The following is a 21175-nucleotide window of genomic DNA, read 5'->3' as shown; positions in this document are numbered from 1 at the left end:
GTGGTGTCGGCATTCCGCCGATGTCGGGATGCGCCCCTGTGCAGCGGCGGGAGCAGTGCAGCAGTAGGACGAGGTGACCACCATCAGCGAGCAGACACTGAACGCGTCGGGGGCAATCCCGCGGGTTACCGACTTCCAGCTGAGTCGACGGCTGGCCGAGGTGGCCGAGAAGCTCCGGCGTCAACATTCGGATCCGGATCGGGTTCTGGCCGTCATCACCGAGTCGGCAGTGGCCAATGTCCCCTCTGCGGAGTTCGCGTCCATCACCACTGTGCTGCAGGGCAAGTTCGTGCACAGTGCTGCGCTGTCGGGTGAGCCTGCCGGCCACTGCGACAAGATTCAGGAGCAACTGGGCGAGGGTCCGTGCCTCGAATCGGCCATCGAACAGAAGACCATCAGAATCGACGACATGGACAGCGACACCCGCTGGCCACTGTTCGCAGACGCTGCGTCCGCGCTCGGGGTCAAGAGCATGATCTGCTTCCAGCTCTACGTCGAGGGAATCAACTTCGGCGCTCTGAACCTGCATTCCACCCGAAAGAACGCATTCTCGGACGAGGCCGAGTCCATCGGCTCACTGTTCGCTGCTCACGCCGCCATCGCGTTCTCCACCGCACGCGAGGAGCAGCAGATCCGGGCCGCGTTGACGAGCCGGGACATGATCGGTCAGGCCAAGGGCATGTTGATGGAGCGGTACAACCTGAACTCGCAGGCAGCATTCGCGTTGTTGGCCAAGCTTTCTCAGGACACCAATGTCAAACTCGCCGACCTCGCCGAACAGCTTGTGATCGACGCGGCGAAGTCCACCGACTGAGCCGTCAGCGTACGTCCAGGCCGTCCGTACTCGCGACCGACACCGCTGGACCGTCCGAGGCGACAAAGACCTCGATGCGGACATCCTCGTCCAGGTAGCGGCTGAGCAATGCCAATCCTGGTGTTGCGGCGATGATCTCGTGTACCCGATCACCCGAGATCGGATAGTCGTCCACGTCGTGACGCCAGTGCGCCGCCACGAGCGTCCCGCCGATCTCCAGATGATCGACGACGCGTTTCATGGCCGACGTCAGATCGGCGGCATCGAGGTAGTAGCCGACCTCGCTGACGACGATCAGATCGAAGGGCTCCTTCGCGTCGGGCAGGGCCGACCAGTCGTCCGTCAGAGACCACAGCGCGAATTCCACTGCAGCCGAGTCCTGTACGCGGGTCCGAGCAGAGTCGAGGGCGCTCTGCACCACGTCGGTCGACACCACGTGCTCGCACCGGGTGGCCAACTGTTCGGTGAGTACACCGATCGAACAACCGGGCTCCAATGCCCGCCGGTACTGCGGCTTGGGCAGCGACGCCATGGTCAGCGCATACTTGCGCCGCTCGTACCACTTGCTGTCGAGCATGAACGGATCGTCCGCGGCCGCATAGACATCACGAAAGTACTCGGCGCTCAGGCTCGTTGGAGAATTGGGGCTCGTTCGAGAATCCTGGCTCATGCGAACACCACCTCGAACGGTCGTCGGTAGCGGGCCAGGATGTGCGGCGGCAACACAGCTCGATCCGCGGGGTGATCGGACAGGGGCCGGATCTGAGAGTCGAACTGCTCGATGGATGCTCGTTTGGCTTCGAGGGTGTGCGGGGGAAGATCGATGCGGCGACACCGCGTCCACGGCACCGCCGGATGCTCCGGAGTTGCCCAGTGCCACATCCAGATCGGGTACTCCACCACCGGTATCCCCACCGCGTTCGCCGCCGTGAGACAGGCTCTCGCGGTGGCCTCGTGATCGGGATGGCCGTCCCCACGCCACGGCGTCAGGCACCAGGTACCCGGGGTGGCGTCGAGCAGTGGCATCAACGCGTCGGCCACTGCACTCTCGTGCTCCTCGACGGCACCGTCGGCGATCTGCAGACGCGTCGGAGAGTGGTCGATTCCCAGCTCTGCCAACGCACGTTCGGACTCGACGGGCCGTCGCACACGCAGGTCCTCGGCCGTCACCGTCGGGGAACCGGGATGCGAGCCGTCGCCGTCGGTCACCGCGACCACCCGCACGTCGACGCCTGCCGCGGCCGCCAACGACAGCAATCCACCGACACCGAGAATTTCGTCGTCCGGGTGTGGGGCGACGACGACCATGGTGACGACGTCATTCCACTCGAGGCCGGGGACGGACCAGTCTGCCGTCATCCAGTCCGGTTCTGCGGTGCCGAGATCGACTTCGGCGTCGAAGGCGTTCTCTACCATGGGTTGTCTTCCTCGGCGATGTCGCGGCCGAGGGCTTCGAGGTCGCGCTCGGCGTGGCTCTGCCGCAGGTAGACGGTGAGGTCGGCGACGCGTCCGGCATGCTCTGCATCACCGCACAGGGGGCCGGCACCGAGAGCCCGACCGACGCGGTCGATGCACTGCGTGGCCGCATCCTCGACGACAGCGCGCACGATCCGGGCCCGCGTTCGAGCGCGACCGGAGCGGTCGAACGGATCTGCGTCCACCTCGGCCGCCGCGGTGGTCAGCGCGCTCGATGCCGCGCCGAGTGCCGCCGCGATGGCACCGAGATGGGCCGCGCGATGTGGATCCGGACGCTCCCGTACTGCAGCGTGCAGGGTGTCCGCGACAGCGCACGCGCTGCCGAACCAGGCCGCTGAAACTCCGATCGCCCCGTGCCAGAAGCCCGGTCGAGTCAGGTAGTCGGTCGGACCTCCGACGGTGACTGCGGGGACGGCATCGAAAGCAACCGAACCCGAGTCGCTCTCGCTCATGCCCACGGCATGCCATGTGTTCGGTACCGGTGCGACGCCCGCATGTGTCAGATCGACGGCGAACAGCCGGGGACTTCCGTCCACGCGGGCGGTCACCAGTGCATGCGTGCACAGCGACGCGCCGGAGCACCACGGCTTGGTCCCAGTGAGAACCCAGCCCGAATCCTGCTGTACCGCTTCGAGGATCGGTGCCGGCGGTTCCGCTGCCCACACACCCCAGATCTGACCGCGCTCAGGCGTCGGGCCGTCGAGTTCGTGCAAGATCGCGATCGCATCGGTGTGCGCCTCCGACCATCTGCCGAGAACGGTGTTGTGCCGACTGAGAGCGGCGAGCGATTGCCATCGCAGGTCTGTGTAGCCCGACCCGGGCAGGGCCAGGTCCAGACGCCCGTCGGCCTCGAAAGCCAGGAAGGCGGCGCGCAGCCCCGTGTTCTGTTTCGGGGTGTCGAGCGATTCGCGGAATTCGGTGTCGATCATGCGGAAGGCTCCAGAGAACGTAGGAATTCGGCCATTCCGTCGGGCGCTCTGCCTCGCAGGCGGCCCGATGTGGTGACCGAGATGTCGCACACCCGACGGCACGCGATGCCGCCGAGTTCGAGGCGTCGGACCAGGTCGTGATCCTCGCCGGTGGCCAGCGGCGCGAATCCGCCGACGGAGAGGTAATCCGTCGCTCGGATGCCGAGATTGGCGCCGTGTACGTGTGGATGGCCGAGTTCGTGTCGGTAATGCGCGTCGTACGTCGATCGCAGCCGAATGTCTTCTTCGACACGGCCCTCGAACTGGACGGACACCGTGCCCGCTACCGCCCGAGCGCCGTCGGTGGCGTGCCGAAGATGGCCGAGCAGCCAGTCCTCGCCCACCCGGGTGTCGGCGTCGGTGGTGGCGAACCAGGTGGTGGCTGCGAGTTCCGAGGTGTAGCTCGCGAATCCGGCTGCCCGGGCCGCTCCGACGTTGCGGTGGGCGACTGCCACGGTCGACACCGACGGGTGACGAGCGGCGATCGAGGCGGAGTCGTCGGTGCACGCATCGAGGACGACGATCGTCGAGACGGTCACCGGGGCCACCTCGACGACGCGACGCTCTGCCCGCGACAGTGCCGTCAGGCAGGCGTCGAGCAGATCCTGTTCGTTGTGCGCCGGGACGACGACGACGATGTGACCGACGGGGGTACGGCTGGGGATGTGGGAAGAAACTTCGACGACCACGGTCCACCCTTTTCAGACACCGGACTGGAGAACAGTCCGCGAACGGGAAACCGCCGGTGTCTGGACGGATGAGGTTCCTTCTCTAGTACCCGTTCCGGGCCTGTCGACACATGCGCTCTGGCCAGCAGAGACAATGTCGGGGTCGGGTTGGCGCAAGGTACTCGTACTCGGGGTTTCTTTCGGCCGTTTCGGAAATATCCGATTAGCAAATGTCCGAGCGGTATGTGTTAATGGGCGTTGCCCCGTGGCAGCACTGCTGGTGGGCATCACGACGCAGTACGAAGGATGGTCGGGTCACATGGCATCACAGGTTCGCGCTCGCAGGTTCGCCCGTATCGGGGCAATCGTCGCAGGTACAGCCCTTGCTGCATCTGCAGCATTCGGGTCGGCGCAGGCCGCACCGCTGTGGCCGGGTGGCCCGGATGTCTCCATTCCCGGCTTGCCCGGATCCTCGGATCCCGCAGCTCCCGCACCCCAGCCGCTCGTTCCGCAGCTCGCACCTGCCAACTTCGCCGATCCGAGCATCAGCCCGTCCGGCGGTGAGGTCGTCGGAGTTGCGCAGCCCATCGCAATCCGCTTCGACGAGGCCATCGGCGATCGCGATGCCGCGCTCCGGGCCATTCGCGTCACCACGAACCCGTCCGTCGACGGCCACTTCTACTGGATCAACGACACCCAGGTGCGGTGGCTGCCCAACGAGTTCTACCCGGCGCACACCCAGGTGACCGTGGAAGCGGGCGGCGCGAAGGCCGAGTTCTCCACCGGCGACTCGATCATCACCACGGCCGACGACAACACCAAGCAGATCACCGTCACGCGCAACGGTGAGGTCGTCAAGACCATGCCCACCTCGATGGGCAAGGTCGGCCACGAAACTCCGAACGGCACCTACATCGTCGGCGAGCGCTTCCGCGACATGTACATGGACTCGTCCACCTACGGCGTCCCGGTGGACTCCGAGGAGGGCTACCGCACGTACGTCGAGTACGCCACGCGCATCTCCTACAGCGGCATCTTCGTGCACGCGGCACCGTGGTCGGAGTCGCAGCAGGGTTACTCGAACTCTTCGCACGGCTGCCTCAACGTCAGCACCGAAGACGGCAAGTGGTTCTTCGAGAACGCCCAGAAGGGCGACCCCGTCATCGTCGTCAACACCGACGGCGGCACCCTGAGCGGATCCGACGGACTCGGAGACTGGAACCGCTAGAGCGGCTTCGCCGCACGTGCATGGAACTTCGACCCCCACTACGACGTTCCGCTCACATAGGTTGGTCTGCGCGACGGTGAGCGTTGGGGCCCAGTTCACCATTCGTTAGCCGAGACTGAGCACAGTCCTCGCAGTGAGTGCAACAACCGAACGAGTGCTGCCCACGGCACGCAACAAGAGCGTTTTCTCGCGGCCGTGGACCGATTACGCACTGTTCCTGATTCTCGTGGGCCCCAACCTGGCCTTGCTGGCGGTGTTCACGTATCGGCCGCTGGTGGAGAACTTCCAGTTCTCGTTCTTCGACTGGAACCTGTCCTCACCCACGTCCACGTTCGTCGGCTTCGAGAACTACCGCGAGTGGGCCTCCCGCGACGACACCTGGCAGATCGTCGGCAACACCGTCGTGTTCACGGTCGCGGCCGTCGTCGGCTCGTTGGTGCTCGGTCTGGTGCTCGCGCTGCTGCTCGATCGAAAGCTGAGGGGCCGCAACTTCGTTCGCTCCGCCGTGTTCGCCCCGTACGTCATCTCCGGCGCAGCGATCGGCATCGCGTTCCAGTTCGTCTTCGACCCCAACTTCGGCTTGGTGCAGGACCTGATGCGACGCTTCGGCCTCGGCACCGTCCCGGATTTCTATCAGGACCCCAAGTGGGCGATGGTCATGATCACCGTGACGTACCTGTGGAAGAACCTGGGCTACACCTTCGTCATCTACCTCGCGGCTCTGCAGGGTGTGCGCAAGGAACTGATGGAAGCAGCCGAGATCGATCAGGCGAGCCGCTGGACCACGTTCCGCAAGGTGCTTCTACCGCAACTACGTCCGACGACGTTCTTCCTGTCGATCACGGTGCTGCTCAACTCCCTTCAGGTCTTCGACATCATCAACGTCATGACGCGCGGCGGTCCACTGGCCACTGGCACCACCACGATGGTCTATCAGGTCTACGAGGAGACGTTCCGCAACTTTCGGGCCGGCTACGGTGCCACCGTCGCGACGATTCTGTTCCTCGTGCTGTTGATCGTCACCCTCGTGCAGGTACGAATCATGGATCGGGACGATCAGCGATGACCTTGGTGAGCAAGCCCGATGCGGCAGTGCCGGAGAAGGTTTCACGCAGTCGCGACCCGCAGCGCAAGCGCCGAAGCGCGAACATCCTCGGTTACGCAGCCATGGTCGCCGTCCTGCTGATGATCGGGCTGCCGCTGTTCTGGATCCTGATCACCTCGTTCAAGGACCGCCCGGATATCTACGTGCAACCGGTCACCTGGTGGCCCAGCGTCTTTCATCCGCAGAACTACGACGAGGCGACGACGGAGGTGCCGTTCTTCACCTACCTGCGCAACTCCATCATCATCACCACGGCCGTGTCGTCCATCAAGTTCGTCCTCGGGGTACTGAGTGCCTACGGTCTGGTGTTCCTGCGGTTCCCGGGCAAGAACATCGTCTTTCTCGTCATCATCGCTGCACTGATGGTGCCCAATCAGATCACCGTCATCTCCAACTACTCGCTCATCTCCGAGTTGGGCTGGCGTAACTCGTTCCAGGGCATCATCATTCCGCTGGCCGGTGTTGCCTTCGGTACCTTCCTGATGCGCAACCACTTCCTGTCGTTGCCGCCGGAGATCATCGAGGCCGCGCGCATGGACGGTGCCGGGCCGGTGCGGCTGATGTTCCGCGTGATCCTGCCGTTGTCGGGTCCGACGATGGTGGCCTTCGCCATCATCACGATCGTCACCGAATGGAACGAATATCTCTGGCCGTTCCTGATGTCGGACGACTCGTCGGTCGCGCCGCTCCCGGTCGGCTTGACACTGCTGCAGAACAGCGAGGGCTACACCAACTGGGGAGCGGTGATGGCTGCGACGGTGCTGACCATTCTGCCGATCCTTCTCGTCTTCCTCGTCCTGCAGCGCCACATGATCAAAGGCCTCACCTCCGGTGCGGTCAAGGGCTGATCCACCTCACTATCAGGAGTCGAACACCATGGCACACATCATCAATCGGCGTGGCTTCCTCACGCTCACCGGTGCGGCTGCGGCCGCCGCAGCCCTCGCGGCATGCAGCGGCCCCGGATCGGGCTCGTCCGGCGGCGGCGGTGTCGAAGGCGATGCGAACACCATCAACTTCTGGTCGAACCACCCGGGCAAGTCCCAGGAGTTCGAGAAGGAGCTGATCTCGCGGTTCCAGGCTCAGAACCCGGGCCTGACGGTCAATCTCATCGACGGCGGCAAGAACTACGAGGAGGTGTCGCAGAAGTTCAACGCGGCACTCTCGGGCGACGATGTGCCCGACGTCGTCGTGCTTTCGGATGTCTGGTGGTTCAACTACGCACTCACCGGTGCGATCGAGCCCCTCGACAAGCACTTCTCCGCGGCCGGCGTCGACCAGTCCGATTACGTGGATTCGCTTCTTGCCGATTACAACTGGAACGGTAGCCACTGGGCGCTGCCGTATGCACGCTCGACGCCTCTGTTCTACTACAACAAGGCCGTGTGGCAGCAGGCGGGACTGCCCGATCGCGGACCGGCCACCTGGCAGGAATTCGACGAATGGGGCCCGCGCATCCAGGCCGTCGTCGGAAACGGCAAGCTCGCTCACGGTTGGGGCAACGCTGTCGACTACCTCGGGTGGACGTTCGAGGGGCCGATCTGGACATTCGGCGGATCGTACTCCGATCAGTTCGAGCTGAAGTTCGATGACCCCAATACCATTGCGGCAGGCAAGTTCCTGCAGGACATGATCCACACCAAGAAGTACGCCGCGGTGTCGAACGACATCGCAAACGACTTCGCCGCGGGCATCCTCGCCTCCACGATCGCCTCCACCGGCGACCTCTCCACGATCAAGGCCGGTGCCGCCTTCGAGTTCGGCACCGCGTTCCTGCCTGCCACCGAGGGCACACCGGGCTGCCCCACCGGTGGTGCCGGCCTGGCCGTCCCCGCGAAGATCTCGGACGAGCGAAAGGTGAACGCACTCAAGTTCATCGACTTCGTCACCAACGGTGCCAACACCGCCTACTTCTCGCAGAACACCGGGTACATGCCGGTCCGCAAGTCGGCGCAGCAGGACCCGTCGGAGATTGCATTCCTCGAGGCCAACCCCAACGCGAAGACGGCCGTCGACCAGTTGGCGCGCACCCGCTCCCAGGACGCTGCCCGGGTGTTCGTACCCGGCGGCGACAAGATCATCGGTAGCGGACTCGAGCAGATCGCACTGCAGAACGCCGATGTGGCAACAACATTCGCGTCCATCTCGGAGCAGCTGCAGCAGATCATCGACCGCCAGATCACCCCGAAGCTGCCGAAGTAATGGCGGCCGTTCACTACGCCGGCGTCTCGCACCGGTACCCGGGAGCCGATTCGCTCGCTGTGGACAGCCTGGAACTCGACATCGCGGACGGTGAATTCATTGTCCTGGTCGGGCCATCGGGCTGTGGAAAGTCGACGAGTCTGCGCATGCTCGCCGGCCTCGAATCCGTCGAGAGCGGTCACATCGACATCGGCGGAGTGGACGTCACCTCGTTGGCACCGCGGGCCAGGGACGTCGCGATGGTGTTCCAGAACTACGCGCTCTACCCCAACATGACCGTCGGGGACAACATGGGCTTCGCACTGCGCAACGCCGGAATGAGCAAGGCGGACACCGCAGCACGGGTGCTCGACGCGGCGAAGATGCTCGAGCTCGAGCCGCTGCTCGGTCGCAAACCCGGCAAGCTGTCAGGTGGTCAGCGTCAGCGTGTAGCTATGGGACGCGCCATCGTGCGTCAACCCAAGGTGTTCTGCATGGACGAGCCGCTGTCCAACCTCGACGCCAAGCTGCGAGTATCGACCAGAGCCCAGATCGCCGGCCTACAGCGACGATTGGGCACCACCACGGTGTACGTCACCCACGATCAGGTCGAGGCCATGACGATGGGTGACCGGGTCGCGGTACTGCTCGATGGCAAGTTGCAGCAGATCGCCGCTCCGCGGGAGCTGTACGACAACCCCGTCAACACGTTCGTCGCGGGGTTCATCGGGTCACCCGGCATGAACCTCGTCGACGCTCCTGTGCGCGACGGCGCCGCCGTACTCGGCGAACTGCGCATCCCGGTCCCGTCCTCGGCACGTGAGCGCGTGGTGGTCGGAATTCGTCCGGAATCGTGGGACCTGGTGGGCGACGGCACCGGTTTGCAGCTGACCGTCGAGCTGATCGAGGAACTGGGTGCGGAGTCGTTCGTCTACGCATCCGCACCCAGCCTCGACGGTGGGTGGACGACGCCGTCCGGGCGCATCTCGGTTCGGGTCGACCGCAAGCTGTCCATCGCACTGGCCGAAACCGTTCGGCTGGTGCCCAAGCTGGACGAGTTGTTCTTCTTCGACTCCGCTACCGGCCTGCGGTTGTCGTAGCGGGCTCACCGAGGTCGATCGGCAGGGTGGCCCATCCGTGCAGGACGCGGGTGTTGCGACGGGTTCCCTCGCCTGCGGAGCGCAGGTGGGGGAACCTGTCGAACAGCGCTTTGAGGCCTACTTCCGATTCGGCCTTGGCAAGTGCTGCGCCGAGGCAGTAGTGGCGTCCGCCCGAGAACGACAGGTGCTTGCCTGCGTTGGCGCGGGTGACGTCGAATCTGTTCGGATCCTCGAACACCAGCGGGTCTCGGTTGGCACCGGCGAGCACGAGGATCACCAGTGATCCTTCGCTGATCGGCACGCCCTCCACCACGACGTCGTGTTTGGCGGCCCGTGCGGTCAGCTGCACCGGAGATTCCATCCGCAGCATCTCGTCGATGGCAGTGGGCCAATGTGACGGATCCTGCTGCAGCACAGCGAGCTGATCGGGGTGATCGAGCAGCAACCGGATTCCGCTGCCGAGCAGGTTGACGGTCGTCTCGAATCCTGCCGCCAGCACCAATCCTGCGGTGGCCCTGAGCTCTTCGTCGTTGAGGCCGATGCCTTCGTCCTTCGCGGCGATCAGCTGGCTCATCAGATCGTCACCGGGAGTGCGGCGCAGCTCGGCGATGTGCTGGGAGAGCCAGGCGTCGAACCCGATCAGCCCGCGTTCGACCTGCTTGAACTGGTCCCAGGACAAGCCGATGTCGAGGCTCGGTGCGGCCATCTCACCGAATTCGAGTACCCGTTGGTTGTCTTCCTCCGGAACGCCGAGGATCCGCCCGATCACCGCGACCGGCAGACGGGCGCAGTAGCGATCGACGATGTCGACCACCGGAGAACCGTCGGACAGCTCGTCGAGCAACGCGTCGGCGGTCTCCTGCACCTGATCGCGCATCTGCGCGACGGCCCGAGCGGTGAACACCGAGGACACCAGTTTGCGGTACCGGGTGTGATCGGGCGGTTCGACCGAGAGGAGAGACGGCGGCAGAATCGGGTGCAGGGCACCGGATCTGGTGTGTCGCTCGATCCACTGCAGCGGTGCGGGCAAGGTGCCGCCCAGTCGGGTGACTCGAAAGTCGTCGGAGCGCAGCAGGTCGAAGGCCACCCGATGGTGCACGGTGATGTTCGAGATGCGGGTCTTCACCAGCGGAGCCGTGCCGCGCAGCTTTTCGTACACCGGCGTGGGATTCGCCCGCGTCGCAGGATCGGCCACCAGCATGGCCTGCGGATCGCCCGCTGCCGCTGCTCGTCTGGCCGCGAAGCGAATGACCCCGTGCGCTGCAAGCCATCGTACGAATTCCCTCATCCGAACACCCTCCCCTTGTCCTACCCGGTACTACCAGATCTTGACGCGCTCATCCGGCTCCAAGTACAACGCATCTCCGGGCTGTACGTCGAATGCTTGGTGAAAACTGTCCAGATTGCGGACGACGCCGTTGCAGCGGAACTCCGGCGGCGAGTGCGGATCGACGGCGAGACGACGGATCGCCTCGGCGTCTCGTGCCTTGGTGCGCCATACCTGCGACCAGCCGAAGAACACGCGCTGCAACCCGGTCAGGCCGTCGAGCACCGGCGCTTCCTTGCCCTCGAGCGAGATCTCGTAGGCCGCGACCGCGATGGACAAGCCACCCAGATCGCCGATGTTCTCACCGATGGTGAATTCGCCGTTGACCTTGTGCCCTGGCAGCGCCGCGGGTTCGAACTCGTTGTACTGCTCGATCAGGGCCGTCGTGCGCTTGCCGAACTCGGTGCGGTCGCTGTCGGTCCACCAATCGACCATGTTGCCGTCGCCGTCGTACTTGGCACCCTGGTCGTCGAATCCGTGGCCGATCTCGTGGCCGATCACCGCTCCGATGCCGCCGTAGTTGGCCGCGTCGTCTGCCTCCGGGTCGAAGAACGGTGGTTGCAGAATGGCTGCAGGAAAGACGATTTCGTTCATGCCGGGGTTGTAGTAGGCATTGACGGTCTGCGGCGTCATGAACCACTCGTCGCGGTCGACCGGACCGCCGAGCTTGTCGAGATCACGCTGGTGGTCGGCGGTGTAGCCGCGGCGGTAGTTACCGAGTAGGTCGTCGGCGCTGATCTCCACGCCCGAGTAGTCGCGCCAGCGATCGGGGTAGCCGATCTTGGGGGTGAACTTGTCCAGCTTGTCCAGCGCCTTCTCACGCGTCTCCGGACTCATCCATTCGAGCTCGGAGATGTTGCGGCGATACGCCTCGGTGAGGTTCTCGACCAACACCTGCATCCGCGCCTTGGAGTCGGCGGGGAAATGGCGTTCGACGTACAGCTTGCCGACGGCCTCGCCGAGAACGTCCTGCACCAGGGAGACTCCACGCTTCCAGCGCTCCCGGTTCTCCTCGGTTCCGGTCAACGTCGTTCCGTAGAACGCGAAGTTCTCGTCGACGATCTCGCTCGTCAGGAAGGGCGCGCGGGAATGTACGACGCGCCAGGCGAGCCACGCCTTCCAGGCTTCGATGTCCTCGGAGGCCCACAGTGCAACGAAGGTGCTGAGGAACGACGGCTGCCGCACGACGATCTCGGCAAACTGTTCGGTGGTGGCTCCGAGACCGGAAATCCATGCAGCCCAATTGAATCCGGGCTCGTTCTTGACGAGGGTATCGAATTGGACAAGGTTGTAGCTCTTCTCGGCGTCACGCCTGGCGACGACATCCCAATGGCCTGCCGCGATTTTCTTCTCGAGGTCGAACACCGTCTGCGCGTCGTACTCGATACCGCTGAGCGCGAACATCTTCGAGATGTGTTCGACGTAGCTCGCACGAATCTCTGCGTATTCGTCCTGGCGGTAGTACGACTCGTCGGGCAGACCGATACCGGACTGGCTGAAATGCACGAGGTAGCGATCGGACTGCTTGGCGTCGGTGTCCACGTACTGGCCGATGCCACCGCCCACGCCGGTGCGCTGCAGTGAGCCGAGAACCTCGGCGAGGGTGACGAGGTCCGCCGCGTCGGCGATGGCGGTGAGCTCGTCGGCGATCGGGGTGACGCCGAGCTGCTCGGCGCGGTCGGCATCCATGAAGCTCGAGAACAGGTCGCCGATCTTCTGCGCGTCGCTGCCGGCGGGGGGATTCGAGGAGGCGGACTCTTCGATGATCGTCTGCACGTCCACTTCGGCGCGGTCGTACAACGTCCGGAAGGCTCCGTCGACGGCGCGGTCGGCCGGGATGGCGTAATCCTCGAGCCATTTGCCGTTGACGTGCACGAAGAGGTCGTCCTGCGCGCGTGTGTTCTCGTCCTGGTAGCTGAGATCGATGCCCGAGTTCACTACTGAAGTCATGCGTCCATCTTTACACTCTTGCGCTTGATTGAACGGGTGTTTAATGTGCTGTACATGCGTACAGCAACCGAGGATCTCACGACCAGGGCACGGATCCGCGATACCGCGATCGACGTCTTCGGCGCACAGGGCTTCACCGCCGGGTTGCGGTCGATCGCCACGGCGGCAGGCGTCTCACCTGGGCTCGTCAACCACCATTTCGGATCCAAGGAGGGTCTGCGAACGGCCTGTGACGAGCACGTTCTGCGGGTGATCCGGGAATCGAAGACTGCGTCGGCCGGCCCCGCCGGGATGATGGAGCAGCTCGCTCGCATCGACGAGTACGCGCCGCTCGTCGCGTACATCGTGCGCAGCTTCTCGGCGGGCGGCGCACTGGCGCGAGAGTTGTTCGAGCACATGGTCGACGACGCCGTCCGCTACATCGACGACGGTGTCCGCGACGGCCGATTCACGCCCAGCCGAGACCCCGCGGCACGCGCCCGATTCATGACCAGACAGAACGTGGGCGGCCTACTGCTGTACGTGCAGATGGCCGGCCCCGACGTCGACTTCCGTGAGGCTCTGACCGCGCTCGGTGACGAGGTCATGCTCCCGGCTCTCGAGCTCTACACCAACGGACTGTTCACCGATTCACAAGCTTTGGACGCCTACCTGGAGGCCAAGAAATGACCGAGGCAATCGAAGTCGACGGATTGGTGAAGACGTTCGGTTCGGTCCGGGCGCTCGACGGACTCGACCTACGCGTCGAAACCGGGGAGGTGCACGGCTTCCTCGGTCCCAACGGAGCAGGAAAATCCACGACGATTCGCGTGCTGCTCGGGCTCGTCCGGGCGACGTCCGGCACCGTGCGACTGCTCGGCGCGGACCCGTGGGCCGACACCGTGGCGTTGCACCGACGTCTGGCCTACGTCCCGGGCGATGTGACGCTGTGGCCGTCGTTGACCGGCGGTGAGGTGATCGATCTTCTGGGCCGAATGCGCGGCGGCATCGACGCCACGCGCCGCGCCGAACTGCTCGAACGATTCGCTCTCGACCCCGGCAAGCGCAGCCGAACGTACTCCAAGGGCAATCGGCAGAAGGTTGCATTGATCTCGGCTCTGGCATCGAACGTCGAGCTGTTGATTCTCGACGAACCCACATCAGGACTCGATCCGCTGATGGAACAGCACTTTGCCGACTGTGTGAAAGATGCTGCCCGACGCGGAGTCACGGTGCTGCTGTCGTCGCACATCCTGTCCGAGGTCGATGCGCTGTGTAGCTCGGTGACCATCGTCAAGGACGGTCGAACGGTGGATACCGGCACGCTGGCATCGATGCGGCACCTCACCCGCACGACGGTGACCGCCACCGTCGATCGAGTACCGGACGACCTCGCAACACTCGCCGGAGTCACTGCGGTCGACGTGGACAGATCCACCGTCACCTGCACCGTGGAGAACGAGGCCCTGGCTGCGGTGATGCACGTTCTGGCCGATGCGGGAGTGCAGAGCCTGGTCAGCTCCGCTCCGACTCTCGAGGAGCTGTTCATGAGGTACTACGCATGAGCGGCCTGAGCGGGACGGGGGCACTGCTGCGGTTGTACCTGCGCCGCGATCGCCTGGTGGCGCCGATATGGGTCGTTCTGCTCGGAGCACTCCCGCTGCTGTACGCGGTGAGCTTCGAGGGGCTGTATCCGACGGCGGCAGACCGTCAATCGTTCTATCTCGGCACCGAGGCAGTGCCGGCACAAGCGGCGCTCGTCGGACCGATCTTCGGCAGCGACCTCGGTGCCCTGGTGGCGTGGCGCGCAGGCCTGATGCTCACCCTTGTTCCCCTGGCGGCGATCCTCACCGTCGTTCGGCACACCCGCGGTGAAGAGGATGCGGGGCGCACCGAGCTGATCGGGTCGACTGCAGTGGGCAGATACGCAGGGCTGACAGCGGCCGTGCTGCTCGCCGGCGGCGGCGTTGTGGCGACGGGAATGTTGGCGTTCATCTCGCTGTGGGCATTCGGTCTGCCGGTGACCGGGAGCCTCGCGTTCGGTGCCTCGATCGTCGTCGTCGGTGCGGTGTTCGTCGGCTGTGCGGCGCTGGCGGCGCAGGTGGCGTCCGGGGCGCGCGTGGCTCGCGGTTACGCCCTCGGCGTGTTGGCCGCAGCGTTCGTTCTCAGAGCGATCGGCGACATCGGCTCGGGAACCCTGTCGTGGTTCTCGCCGATCGGTTGGTCGGCGCAGGTGCGGCCGTTCGCCGACGAGAGGTGGTGGCCGCTGCTGCTGTCGCTGGCGGCTGCAGCAGCGTTCTGTGCCGCGGCATTCGTGGCAGCCAGTCGGCGCGATCTCGGCAGTGGTTTGCGGGCCGAGCGCCGCGGCCGGGTGGCTGCCGTTCCTTCACTGTCCGGTCCCGTCGCCCTCGCCTGGCGACTCTCTCGCGGAACCGTCGTAGTCTGGACCGTTGGGCTCGCCCTGTTCGGCATCGTCATCGGATCGTCCACGGACGGGATCGGTGACCAGCTCGGCAGCAGCACTGCCATCAGCGACGCGCTCGGAAAATTCGGCGGCACCACACTCGAACAATCGTTCATTGCCGCAGTGCTGAGCATCGTCGGCATCATGGTGGCGGCCTACTCGGTGTCGGCCCTGCTGCGGCTCCACAGTGAGGAAGAGGCGGGCCTGGCCGAGATCGTGCTGGCCACCGGTACCTCGCGCCTTCGGTGGCCGGCAGGGCATCTGCTCCTCGCCGTTCTGGGACCGGCGTGGCTGCTGCTGGTCGTCGGTCTCACCGTCGGGCTGACGTACGGGTCGGCCACCGGCGATATCGCGGGCGAACTGCCGTCCGTTCTCGGCGGCGCACTGGGTCAGCTTCCGGCCGTGTGGGTAATTACGGCCATCGGCGTGGCGTTGTTCGGTGCGGTCCCTCGATTCGCGACTCTCCTATGGGCCGTCCTGGGCGGCTTCGTCGCGCTCGGCCAGATCGGGTCGGTGGTCGGCTTGCCGCAACCGTGGCTCGATCTGTCGCCCTTCACCCACGTGCCGCGATTGCCGGGAGGGGCCTTCTCGCTCGAGCCCTTCGGATGGCTCCTCGTGGTCGCCATCGTCGTCGGTGCCGTGGGGTCGGGAGCATTCCGCCGAAGAGACATCCGAGGGTGACGACGGTCGAATAGCATCGAGGGTGGCCGATATGTCCGGCCCGGCCCGGCGGTGAAGCGTCCGGTCCGGTGGATTCAGGGCCGGAACGCGCTGGAGGTTAGGTGCAATCGACATTCCTGCGCACATGGTGGAACCAGCCGCACAGCTACGAGTCGGTGGTGAGCTACCTCGATCTGCACGGTGCGCTCGTACCGTATCGACTCGCCGCATCACTGAGTACGTTCTCCTACGGACTCGGTGCAGCCGCACTGTTGCTGCTCACCGATTCTCCGCCGACCTCTGCGATCGGTAGGTCGATCTTCGTGGTTGCGATCGTGTCGACGCTGTTGGTCGGTGTCGCCTGGCTGAAGGCTCCGTGGCCGTCGAAGCGCGTGTCCCTGATGTTCGCCGGGTACTCGGACATCGGAGTGACGCTGGTCCTGTTGTCCTACGGATCGCCTCAGTCTGTCTTCTTGGCTCTCGCGATGCTCGCCGCCAACAGCGTCTACGTCCAGCTCTTCCACAGTCCGAGAGTCATGGCGCTGCATCTCCTGTGGGCCGGATCGGCCGTGACGCTCTTCTTCGTGCTGATCCTGCTGTCACCCGACACCGATCATGGATTGGCCGTCGCACAACTCGTGGTGCTGATACCCATTACGTTCATGGGCCCGACGTTCTTCCAGTACCTGCTGCTCAAGCTTCAGGTACAAGCCCAGGCGGCCAACTTCGACCCACTCACCCAGGTGCGCAATCGTCGAGGCCTCGACGAGGCACTACCGGTCTACTTCCTCGGTGCAGACAACGTTGCAGTGATGGTCGTGGACGTGGATCGATTCAAGTCGATCAACGACCGATTCGGCCATCATCAGGGCGACACGGCCCTGCAGCTCGTCGCGCGTCGGTTGACGAAGGACGGTGTGTTGGTCGCCAGGGTGGGCGGTGAGGAGTTCGCGGTGGTGACCAAGCTGGCCGAGAACGAGGCCAGAGCGTTGGCCGAGGAATATCGACATGCAGCGCACTCGGCGGGGGACTCCGCGCCGCTGACGGTGAGCATAGGTGTCGCGCACTGCACGTACCCGAGTTCCGAAGGCTCCGGTATCGGTGCGGACGTCGTCGCGCTCACCACGCGATTGTTACGACGAGCAGACGCGGCGATGTACGAGGCAAAGCAGCAGGGCGGCAATCAAGTGGTGGTGGCGGACCTGTCGGCCCGAGGTGATCTGACTACCTGAGGCGACCGGACTGGCTGAGGCACCGATACGCGAGTGCCTCAGCCCAGAATCAGTTCGGTGTCGAGTCGTCGTACTGGTTCTCGACGTTCTGCTGGAATTCGTCGGCACATTGCTGTTGCGCAGCAGTATCGCTGCCTGCGTTGCTGATGCAGTCGGTGAAGTCCTGTCCACCGACGGCGTTGAACAAACCGATGCCGACGACGACCAGAATGATCGACAATGCTGCAGCCACGACACCCAGGATGATCGCGATGAGGGACACGGTCCCGTTGGTGGCGACGCGCTTCTTGTACCTGGACCGCCCGACGAACCCGAGAACGATGGCGATCAGGCCGAGGACAACACCGCCGACGATGGTCCAGGAGAACAACACACCCAGAATCGCGAGAACCAGAGCCACTGTTCCGATCGTGTTCTTCGGTGCTGTCGGCTGGTCCTGGTACCCGCCTTGTTGCGGATACCCGCCTTGCTGGGGGTATTCGCCGGGTGAAGGGTAGTTTCCGGGAGGGGGATAGTCACCCGGAGGCGGATTCTGGTTCGACACGTTGAGTACCTCCGAAGTCGGCGATCGCGAACGCTGGGAGTGTATGCGGGTGTCTGCCCTGCGCACACGCCCCACGTGTTCCCGTGATCAACTTGTCATCGAACGTTTATGTCAGCCGCCGAGACGCGAATGCATCTCCCAGATCAGCACCTCGGCCGGCTCGGTAGCGGTAATACGTTGTCCGCCAGTCGAACTCATGCGGACGGCATCGCCCTCGTACAGTTCACCGACGCCCTCCATCGAGACGGTGCCGCGGGCGACGAAGACATGGACGAAAGGCGCGTCGGGCACCGTTACCGATTTCTCGGGCAACAACCTGGCTGCGTGCAGCGCCGCCGACTTCTGTGAGATGCCGATCGCGGCCTCCCCACGGTGCTTCTCCATGCCCGACGCCACGGTGACCAGCCCGCCGCGCAGCAACTCGTCGCCGATTTCGAGTTGTTCGTATCCGGGCGTGGTGCCAGGACTGTCCGGCAACACCCACATCTGCACGAAGCGAACGGGTTCGGTGTGCCGATTGCCGTCGATGTTCCAGGAGTCGTTCTTCTCCGAGTGCATGATGCCTTTGCCCGCGCTCATCCGTTGCGCGAGTCCGGGATAGATGATTCCGGAATGGCCTATGGAGTCCTGGTGCACCAGCGAACCCTGCACCACCCAGGTGACGATCTCCATGTCGCGATGCGGGTGCGTCTCGAAACCCTGACCGGCAGTGACGATGTCGTCGTTGTTGACCAGCAGCAGTCCGTGATGGGTGTTGTCGGGGTCGTAGTGCTGGCCGAAGGAGAACGAATGTTTCGAGTCCAGCCAGGACACACGGGTTTTCAGTCGATCACCTGCGCGGTGCACATCGATGTGGGCGGTCAGTGAAGCGGACATGTGACCACTGTACGAGCATGTCGGTGCACCGGCGTACGACCTGCATAACGTTCGGGTGTCGTTGCCGTCGGTGTGTGAGCGGCGCCGGGAGTGGGTAGGTTTCGCTTCGTACGGTCACAGCTCCGCAAACTCCCACGAAGGCGGCGAGAGATTCTCATGGTCGGTTCCAGCTCGAGTGCTTCACGCACGGTCGAACCTCAGCTCACGGAGGCGCTGGCGACATGGCTACCGGCGCAACGGTGGTTCGGTGCGAAGGGGTCGACCGTGGATTCCGTGCAGATCCTCGAACGCGAAGTTCTTCGCGACGAACCGCATTTCGCGGCCGAGCACCTGCTGGTGGAGGTGCGAATGACACAGGACGGCGCGGTGGTGACGCAGACGTATCAGGTGCCGCTGGGCTTCCGCACCGAGCTGACCGACGAGCTCCGGCCGTGGGTGCTTCCGGTGGTGGGCGAGGTGGCCGTGTTCGACGGTTTGCGAGACCCTGAGATCATCGGCCTGTACGGCGACGCCTTCGCTTCCGGAAATTCCACGGGCAGCATCGAATTCAAGATCGTCGACGGTTCGAGTGTGCCGAGCGGTCTGCCGGGTCGGGTTCTGGGGGCCGAGCAGTCCAACACCTCGGTGATTCTCGGTGATCTGCTGTTGCTCAAACTGTTTCGACAGGTTCCGCCGGGCGTGAGCCCCGATGTCGAACTGCATCGCGCCCTGGCGGAGGCGGGCAGTGCCAACGTCGCACCGCTGCGGGGCTGGCTGGAAGCCGTCGTCGACGGTGAGCCGACCACTCTTGGCATGATTCAGGACTTCGCTGCGAACTCCACCGAAGGCTGGACCGCAGCGCTGGCAAGTGTTCGCGAGGTGTTCGATTCCCCCGATACGCCGATCGAAGAACTGCCCGGCGATTTCGCTCGGGACGCGCACCGCATCGGAGCAGCCGTCGCGCAGGTGCACCACGACCTGGCCTCGGTGCTGGGTACCGTCGAACGCTCGGTCGAATCGACCGCTGTCGAGGAAATTCTGGCTCGTATCTCGGGTGTGGCGCGGGTGGTGCCGGAGATCGCCCAGTACATCCCGGCGGCGGCGGCCCTCATCTCGCGGGCAGAGGCGTCGAACAGCACCACCGTGCAGCGCATCCATGGTGATCTGCATCTGGGGCAGGTGTTGGGGACTCCCGAGCGGTGGCTGCTCATCGACTTCGAGGGCGAGCCCGCCAAGACCTTGGCCGAGCGTAGACAGATGGACAGTTCCCTGCGGGACGTCGCGGGAATGCTTCGCTCGTTCGACTACGCAGCGAACCATCTGCTGGTCGATCAGCCCGAGCACCCGTCGACGCGAGAGCGAGCCGACCAGTGGGCTGCGCGGAGCATCGCCTCGTTCTTCGACGGCTACGCCTCGGTGGCCGGGCACGATCCGCGCGACGAGGCCGACCTGCTGCGCGCATACGAACTCGACAAGGCCGTCTACGAGGTTCTGTACGAGGCGCGCAACCGGCCGACCTGGTTGTCGTTGCCGATGCGTGCTGTGGAGCGGTTGGTGAGCTGATCGGTGAGCTGGGGGTGCACGTCGACGGGCCTGTCTACGACAAGTACCGTATTGCCTGACACGGGAGGCAGGACATGAACGGTATTTTGGCAATCTTCGGCATCGCGGTGGTCGTCATCACCATCCTCGTTGTGGTGGTGCTCGTTGCGGTGTTGTTCGTCGCGTCGATCAAGCCCAACAGTCTCAACATCGACCTGGACCGCAAGAAGCGCGCTCGGGAAGAAAGTTCCTCCAAAGCCTGAGACGTCCGTCACGTCCGAGACCGATGTGCCCATGTTCGGAGTTGTATCGAAGCGAAGCGCCGATCGACGCTTCCGGTTCTACAACTGGAGATCACGTGAGCACCTCGCTGAAAGCCTCGGCTACGGCCGGGCCGTCGGGCTGTGCGCCCCGTATCAAGTCGAGGATGCTCGGAGAGTCGGTTCTCGCTCAGTTCACTCGGTTCGTGATCGTCGGGGTATCGAGCAACGGTGTGTACGCCCTGTTGTTCGTCGCCCTGGCATCCCTGGGATCGTTCACAGCCAATCTCGCGGGTGTTGCTGCCAGCACTGTCCTGGCCAACGAGTTGCACCGCCGTCACACCTTCCACGCGGCCGGCCGGGTCGGCTGGTTCCAGACGCAGTGGGAAGCCGGCGGGCTCGCTCTGATCGGTCTCGGTCTGAGTACCGCCGCACTGGCCGCGATGCACATCCTCCTTCCTGGTGCAGCGGCCTACGCCCAGGTTGTGGTGGTGATCGCTGTCAGCGGTCTCTTCGGGGCCGCCCGTTTCCTCGCCCTTCGCGGGTGGGTGTTCCGAGCACCGAACTTCTCCGGCCTCGAACCTGTCCAGCAATGACCTGTGAGGTCGCACCACTCGGTGTCGGCGTCGGTTGCTACCTCTAACAGAATCTCGGCGAGGCTCCACACCCGTCGCACTCTTGGCTCTAGGCTCGTGAGCTGACGTCGATGCGAGGAGACATGCCAATGGCGAGGGATCTGACACAGCTCGAGCTTCTGCAGGAGCTGGTACCCACTGCCGAAGACAACGTGAACCGTCACATCACGATGGCGCGCGAATGGCA

Annotated in this window: 21 protein-coding genes and 1 pseudogene; 14 read left to right on the top strand and 8 right to left on the bottom strand. The window is 64.5% G+C overall.

Annotation, left to right across the window (positions count from 1 at the left end):
• The first annotated feature begins 73 nt into the window (after positions 1–73).
• Complete coding sequence (locus CH286_RS06845) at positions 74–814, top strand: GAF and ANTAR domain-containing protein (RefSeq protein ID WP_094608756.1); 741 nt, start codon at positions 74–76, stop codon at positions 812–814.
• 4 nt (positions 815–818) lie between these two features.
• Here the strand turns inward: CH286_RS06845 and CH286_RS06840 are convergent, their stop codons facing one another.
• From CH286_RS06840 to CH286_RS06825, 4 genes are read right to left on the bottom strand one after another with little or no spacing between them, the layout of a single operon-like run.
• Entirely contained in the window at positions 819–1484 is a 666-nt protein-coding gene (locus CH286_RS06840; RefSeq protein WP_094608755.1) for an SAM-dependent methyltransferase, read from the bottom strand.
• Entirely contained in the window at positions 1481–2230 is a 750-nt protein-coding gene (locus tag CH286_RS06835; RefSeq protein WP_094608754.1) for a PIG-L deacetylase family protein, read from the bottom strand. Before CH286_RS06835 ends, CH286_RS06840 begins: the two co-directional genes overlap by 4 nt.
• On the bottom strand, positions 2224–3219 hold the full coding sequence (locus CH286_RS06830) for an acyl-CoA dehydrogenase family protein (protein WP_230592448.1): 996 nt from the start codon (positions 3217–3219) through the stop codon (positions 2224–2226). Before CH286_RS06830 ends, CH286_RS06835 begins: the two co-directional genes overlap by 7 nt.
• Positions 3216–3947, bottom strand: a complete 732-nt coding sequence (locus CH286_RS06825) for a glycosyltransferase (RefSeq protein WP_255182591.1) — start codon at positions 3945–3947, stop codon at positions 3216–3218. The genes CH286_RS06830 and CH286_RS06825 overlap by 4 nt, the downstream gene beginning before the upstream one ends.
• A 298-nt stretch (positions 3948–4245) precedes the next feature.
• Here CH286_RS06825 and CH286_RS06820 point away from each other — a divergent pair, with 298 nt between their 5' ends.
• The 5 genes from CH286_RS06820 to CH286_RS06800 all read left to right on the top strand — a co-directional run bounded on the left by CH286_RS06820 (position 4246) and on the right by CH286_RS06800 (position 9540).
• Positions 4246–5154 carry a L,D-transpeptidase gene (locus CH286_RS06820; protein WP_094608768.1) on the top strand — a complete coding sequence of 303 codons (909 nt, stop codon included), beginning with the start codon at positions 4246–4248 and terminating at the stop codon, positions 5152–5154.
• Positions 5155–5287: 133 nt separating this feature from the next.
• Positions 5288–6220 carry a carbohydrate ABC transporter permease gene (locus tag CH286_RS06815; RefSeq protein ID WP_176458170.1) on the top strand — a complete coding sequence of 311 codons (933 nt, stop codon included), beginning with the start codon at positions 5288–5290 and terminating at the stop codon, positions 6218–6220.
• The gene (locus CH286_RS06810; protein ID WP_094608753.1) at positions 6217–7107 is read left to right on the top strand and encodes a carbohydrate ABC transporter permease; all 891 of its coding nucleotides are present in this window, start codon (positions 6217–6219) and stop codon (positions 7105–7107) included. The genes CH286_RS06815 and CH286_RS06810 overlap by 4 nt, the downstream gene beginning before the upstream one ends.
• 28 nt (positions 7108–7135) lie before the next feature.
• On the top strand, positions 7136–8461 hold the full coding sequence (locus CH286_RS06805; RefSeq protein WP_032402837.1) for an ABC transporter substrate-binding protein: 1326 nt from the start codon (positions 7136–7138) through the stop codon (positions 8459–8461).
• Positions 8461–9540, top strand: a complete 1080-nt coding sequence (locus CH286_RS06800; protein WP_094608752.1) for an ABC transporter ATP-binding protein — start codon at positions 8461–8463, stop codon at positions 9538–9540. The genes CH286_RS06805 and CH286_RS06800 overlap by 1 nt, the downstream gene beginning before the upstream one ends.
• Here the strand turns inward: CH286_RS06800 and CH286_RS06795 are convergent.
• Positions 9518–10828, bottom strand: a complete 1311-nt coding sequence (locus tag CH286_RS06795) for a cytochrome P450 (RefSeq protein WP_094608751.1) — start codon at positions 10826–10828, stop codon at positions 9518–9520. The genes CH286_RS06800 and CH286_RS06795 overlap by 23 nt on opposite strands.
• A 30-nt stretch (positions 10829–10858) precedes the next feature.
• Complete coding sequence (locus CH286_RS06790) at positions 10859–12817, bottom strand: M13 family metallopeptidase (RefSeq protein WP_094608750.1); 1959 nt, start codon at positions 12815–12817, stop codon at positions 10859–10861.
• A 54-nt stretch (positions 12818–12871) separates the two neighbouring features.
• Here CH286_RS06790 and CH286_RS06785 point away from each other — a divergent pair, with 54 nt between their 5' ends.
• The 4 genes from CH286_RS06785 (at position 12872) to CH286_RS06770 (ending at position 17152) form a co-directional block, all read left to right on the top strand.
• On the top strand, positions 12872–13486 hold the full coding sequence (locus CH286_RS06785) for a TetR/AcrR family transcriptional regulator (RefSeq protein WP_094608766.1): 615 nt from the start codon (positions 12872–12874) through the stop codon (positions 13484–13486).
• Positions 13483–14361: an ABC transporter ATP-binding protein gene (locus tag CH286_RS06780; protein WP_032402834.1), complete on the top strand. Its 879-nt coding sequence runs from the start codon at positions 13483–13485 to the stop codon at positions 14359–14361. The genes CH286_RS06785 and CH286_RS06780 overlap by 4 nt, the downstream gene beginning before the upstream one ends.
• The gene (locus tag CH286_RS06775; RefSeq protein WP_176458169.1) at positions 14358–15941 is read left to right on the top strand and encodes an ABC transporter permease; all 1584 of its coding nucleotides are present in this window, start codon (positions 14358–14360) and stop codon (positions 15939–15941) included. Before CH286_RS06780 ends, CH286_RS06775 begins: the two co-directional genes overlap by 4 nt.
• A 101-nt stretch (positions 15942–16042) precedes the next feature.
• The gene (locus CH286_RS06770; protein WP_094608749.1) at positions 16043–17152 is read left to right on the top strand and encodes a GGDEF domain-containing protein; all 1110 of its coding nucleotides are present in this window, start codon (positions 16043–16045) and stop codon (positions 17150–17152) included.
• A gap of 49 nt (positions 17153–17201) precedes the next feature.
• Here the strand turns inward: CH286_RS06770 and CH286_RS06765 are convergent, their stop codons facing one another.
• Together CH286_RS06765 and CH286_RS06760 are read right to left on the bottom strand one after the other, a co-directional pair.
• Positions 17202–17696, bottom strand: coding sequence for a DUF4190 domain-containing protein (locus tag CH286_RS06765; RefSeq protein ID WP_230594552.1), 495 nt, complete (start codon positions 17694–17696; stop codon positions 17202–17204).
• A 111-nt stretch (positions 17697–17807) separates the two neighbouring features.
• Positions 17808–18572, bottom strand: a complete 765-nt coding sequence (locus tag CH286_RS06760; protein ID WP_094608748.1) for a pirin family protein — start codon at positions 18570–18572, stop codon at positions 17808–17810.
• A gap of 156 nt (positions 18573–18728) precedes the next feature.
• Here CH286_RS06760 and CH286_RS06755 point away from each other — a divergent pair, with 156 nt between their 5' ends.
• The 4 genes and pseudogenes from CH286_RS06755 to CH286_RS28135 form a co-directional block, all read left to right on the top strand.
• Entirely contained in the window at positions 18729–20114 is a 1386-nt protein-coding gene (locus tag CH286_RS06755) for a maltokinase N-terminal cap-like domain-containing protein (protein ID WP_094608747.1), read from the top strand.
• Between the two features lie 74 nt (positions 20115–20188).
• Positions 20189–20356 (top strand): hypothetical protein, encoded by a 168-nt coding sequence (locus CH286_RS27795; protein ID WP_155289282.1) that lies wholly within the window; start codon positions 20189–20191, stop codon positions 20354–20356.
• 164 nt (positions 20357–20520) lie between these two features.
• Entirely contained in the window at positions 20521–20949 is a 429-nt protein-coding gene (locus CH286_RS06750; RefSeq protein WP_255182592.1) for a GtrA family protein, read from the top strand.
• Between the two features lie 128 nt (positions 20950–21077).
• A pseudogene (locus tag CH286_RS28135) lies at positions 21078–21175 on the top strand (acyl-ACP desaturase); the annotation flags it as partial.

The sequence above is a fragment of the Rhodococcus sp. WWJCD1 genome, from assembly GCF_002258735.1.
Taxonomy (GTDB): Bacteria; Actinomycetota; Actinomycetes; order Mycobacteriales; family Mycobacteriaceae; genus Rhodococcoides.
The sequence above is the reverse complement of the archived record's forward strand: the minus strand, read 5'-3'. Positions and strand labels throughout refer to the sequence as shown.